The following is a 4027-nucleotide window of genomic DNA, read 5'->3' on the forward strand; positions in this document are numbered from 1 at the left end:
GGGCGGGATCCCAGCGGGCTCGCTGAGCCGGGCGCTGCAACTGTTGACCACGAAACGCCTGGTCGAGGCGATAGTTCCGCTGTCGACCCAGACATCCAGAGAAACCCGGTACGTGGTCGCCGACCCGTATCTGCGATTCTGGCTGGCCTTCCTCGGCGGCTACTGGACACGCACCAACAACCCTGAGATCGACATCGTCGGCGCGAATCGGGAACCGGTCGCCAAACAGATCACCCTGGTCGGATCCGTCAAGTGGCTGAACAACCGCGCGTTCGACCCGCACGACCTCGCCCAGCTCATCGGCCATCGATCCCGACTCCCCGGTGCCGACGACTCGACCCCGCTGCTCGTGGCAACCAACAACGGAACGACAACGGAACGACAACGGACGGTGTTCTCATCCTCGGCCCCGAAGAGCTGCTCGCCGCGTGGCGACCCTGAAGAAGCACACAGCGGGCGCCGGCGAGGTGCCGTCAACACCGTTGACTATCATATCCACGCTGAAGCAAGGAACGCCGGCGGCGTTGCGTCTTTACCAGTACCCCCTGTGGGTATAGCGTCAGCACCGTCAAAGATACCCCTGGGGGGTAAGGGGCGGAGGACGGATGAGCGCGAGCCACGGCTACATCGACGACAAGGACGACTACCTCAAGCGGTTACGGCGCATCGAGGGCCAGATCCGTGGCCTGCAGCGGATGGTCGAGCAGGAGCAGTACTGCATCGACATCCTGACGCAGGTGTCGGCGGCGACAAAGGCGCTGCACTCGGTGGCGCTCGGCCTGCTGGACAAGCACATGGCGCACTGCCTTGTGCAGGCGGCGGCAGCCGGCGGCGAGGAGGCCGACCGCAAGGTGCGGGAAGCCTCGGATGCGATCGCCCGCCTGCTCCGTTCCTAGCAGCCTCGACAACGCGACCATGCCTCTGCCGCGCCCGGCGTTCTTCCCGAACCCGGATTCCTCCCGGATCAGCGAAGCCGATCCTGGAGGTCCGGAAGCCGATCCGGGAGGCCTGAGTCCCCGGGTCACTCAATGGGCGTATCCGTACGCCGTACCCCTCATGCCAGGCATGCTCTGAAATTGATCATTTTTCGGAAGGGCCGACTGTGACCACGACTATGCACACGTACACCTACACCGTTGTCGGCATGACCTGCTCGCACTGCGTCAGCTCGGTGAGTACCGAGATCGGTCTGATTCCGAGCGTCAGCGACGTTCGGGTAGATCTTGACAGCGGTGCGGTGACGGTGACCAGCGAACGCCCACTCGAGGAGGCGGCGGTCCGTGCGGCCGTGGACGAGGCCGGCTACGAACTGCGCCGGCCGGAAGAGCTGAACGGACCGACGAAGCGGACCGACCAGCAGGAACGCGAGCAGTAGGAACGGAGGAACAATCGCGATGAGCGTGACCGCGGATGCTGCGCAGCCCTCGGGCGTCAGCGAAATCGATCTGTCGATCAGCGGGATGACCTGCGCATCCTGCGCGGCGCGCATCGAGAAACGACTCAACCGACTCCAGGGTGTGACCGCCACGGTCAACTACGCCACCGAGCAGGCGCATGTCGTCTACCCGGACCGGCTCACCCCAGCCGACCTGGTCACCGAGGTAAACAAGATCGGCTATCGCGCCCGGCCGCCCCAGCAGCTCCGGCCGCAGCCGGTCGGACGGACCGGGTCGGACCGACCGCTGCGCTCCGTCCGACCGGTTGGCCTGGAGCGGACGGCGAGCCGGGAAGTGGGCGGGACCACCGCGGTGCCGCGGGCGCAGCGCACCGACCCGCAGCGTCCGCGGCTGATCGTCTCCGGCGTGCTGAGCCTGCCGGTGTTGCTGCTGGCGATGGTGCCCGCGTGGCAGTTCGACAACTGGCAGTGGCTGTCACTGACGCTGGCGGCCCCGGTCGTGCTGTGGGGCGGTCTGCCGTTGCACCGTGCGGCGTGGACGAACCTGCGCCACGGCGCGGCAACCATGGACACGCTGATCTCCATCGGCACACTCGCGGCATTCGGCTGGTCGCTGTACGCCCTGTTCTTCGGTCACGCGGGGATGACGGGCATGACCATGCCCTTCGAACTGCTCGCCGACCGGGGCAGCGGCGCGGACAGCATCTACCTCGAGGTCGCCGCCGTGGTGACGACGCTCATCCTCACCGGCCGCTCCTTCGAGGCGCGCGCCAAACGGCGGGCCGGCGCCGCGCTGCGGGCCCTGCTGGAGCTGGGCGCCAAGGACGTCGCGATCCTGCGTGACGGCCGGGAGCAGCGGGTCGGCGTGGAGCAGCTGGCCGTGGGGGACCGCTTCGTGGTGCGGCCGGGCGAGAAGATCGCCACCGACGGGGCCGTCGAGCAGGGCACCTCCGCGGTTGACGCGAGCATGCTCACCGGCGAATCGGTGCCGGTCGAGGTCGGCGCGGGTGACGCGGTCGCCGGCGCCACCTTGAACACCGGTGGCCGGCTGGTGGTCCGGGCGACGCAGGTGGGCGCGGACACTCAGCTCGCGCAGATGGCGAAGCTGGTCGTCGAGGCACAGAACGGCAAGGCCGCGATCCAGCGGCTCGCCGATCGGGTGTCGTCCGTGTTCGTCCCGATCGTGATCGCCCTCGCGATCACTACCCTTGCGGTGTGGCTCAGCCTCGGCGAGGGAGCGACGGCGGCGTTCACGGCCGCGGTGGCCGTGCTGATCGTCGCCTGTCCGTGCGCGCTCGGCCTGGCGACCCCCACCGCCCTGCTCGTCGGCAGCGGACGCGGCGCCCAGCTCGGCATCCTGATCAAGGGTCCGGAGGTGCTGGAGTCGACCCGACGGGTGGACACCGTCATCCTGGACAAGACCGGGACGCTGACCACCGGGCGGATGAGCCTCCTGGAGGTCGTCACCACCGCCGACGCCGACACCGACGAGGTGCTGCGACTGGTCGGCGCGGTCGAGGACGCCGGCGAACACCCGATCGCACGGGCGATCGCCCGCGGGGCGCGGGAGCGGATCGGTGAGCTGCCGAACGTCGAGGACTTCAGCAGCATCAACGGGTTCGGCGTGCAGGGGGTCGTGGGCGGCCACGCGGTCGTCGCCGGTCGCCGCCGGCTGCTGGACCAGCGGTCGCTACGCGTCCCCGACGAGCTCGAGCGCACGGCCCAGGCTGCCGAGCGGGCCGGCCGGACGCCGGTTTTCGCAGGCTGGGACGGCTGTGTCCGTGCGGTGCTCGTCGTCGCTGACACGATCAGACCCACCTCCGCCGACGCGGTCCGCAGGCTACGTGACCTCGGCCTGACGCCGGTCCTGCTCACCGGCGACAACGCCCGCGCCGCCCGCGCGGTCGCCGCGCAGGCCGGCATCGACGAGGTGATCGCCGAGGCCCTGCCCGCCGACAAGGTCGACGTCATCTCCCGGCTGCAGTCCCAGGGCCGGGTCGTCGCGATGGTCGGGGACGGGGTCAACGACGCTGCCGCGCTCGCCCGCGCCGATCTGGGCCTGGCCGTGGGGACCGGGACGGATGCCGCCATCGAGGCGGGCGACATCACCCTCGTCCGGGGGGAGCTGGGCGCGGCCGTGGACGCCATCCGCCTGTCCCGGCGCACCCTGGCCACCATCAAGGGAAACCTGTTCTGGGCCTTCTCCTACAACGTCGTCGCCCTTCCGCTCGCCGCCGCCGGCCTGCTCAACCCCCTGATCGCCGGCGCGGCCATGGCGCTGAGCTCCGTGTTCGTCGTCTCCAACTCGCTACGGCTGCGCCGTTTCCGTTCCTCCGCTTTGCCGGCCGGCCCGCCGCGTCGCCCGGCACGGATCGATGATCCAGCTAGTGGGGACGACACCACGATGATCGAAGACGGCTCCGCTAGCAACATTTGATAACTACTTTCCGTAACTCTCCAACAGGAATGACAACAGCCCAACTACATAAAGTAGTAGACGTAGCAACGAATCGAAGCCGGATCCATCCGATCCGGACAGTCCGGCAACCAGCGGAAAAACTGCCGGTAAAACCGCCGACACAGATACCAGTATTAATTAGAAATTCTTCAACTAGACTAGAATTCTATTCT

4 protein-coding genes are annotated in these 4027 nt (G+C 68.2%); 3 read left to right on the forward strand and 1 reads right to left on the reverse strand.

Annotated elements, in window-relative coordinates; translation table 11 throughout:
- Positions 1-307: hypothetical protein (locus tag CV1CTNOD_RS25730; protein WP_207386403.1), on the reverse strand; the 307-nt coding region annotated here is incomplete at its 3' end.
- A 298-nt stretch (positions 308-605) separates the two neighbouring features.
- On the opposite strand from CV1CTNOD_RS25730, the gene CV1CTNOD_RS12855 reads away from it, so the two are divergent.
- The 3 genes from CV1CTNOD_RS12855 to CV1CTNOD_RS12865 all read left to right on the forward strand — a co-directional run bounded on the left by CV1CTNOD_RS12855 (position 606) and on the right by CV1CTNOD_RS12865 (position 3833).
- The gene (locus tag CV1CTNOD_RS12855; protein ID WP_131786350.1) at positions 606-896 is read left to right on the forward strand and encodes a metal-sensitive transcriptional regulator; all 291 of its coding nucleotides are present in this window, start codon (positions 606-608) and stop codon (positions 894-896) included.
- Between the two features lie 218 nt (positions 897-1114).
- Positions 1115-1375, forward strand: coding sequence for a heavy-metal-associated domain-containing protein (locus CV1CTNOD_RS12860; protein ID WP_131786352.1), 261 nt, complete (start codon positions 1115-1117; stop codon positions 1373-1375).
- Between the two features lie 19 nt (positions 1376-1394).
- The gene (locus CV1CTNOD_RS12865; RefSeq protein WP_131786351.1) at positions 1395-3833 is read left to right on the forward strand and encodes a heavy metal translocating P-type ATPase; all 2439 of its coding nucleotides are present in this window, start codon (positions 1395-1397) and stop codon (positions 3831-3833) included.
- Positions 3834-4027: the final 194 nt, after the last annotated feature.

This window comes from Protofrankia symbiont of Coriaria ruscifolia, from assembly GCF_900634745.1.
GTDB classification, from domain to species: Bacteria; Actinomycetota; Actinomycetes; order Frankiales; family Frankiaceae; genus Protofrankia; species Protofrankia californiensis.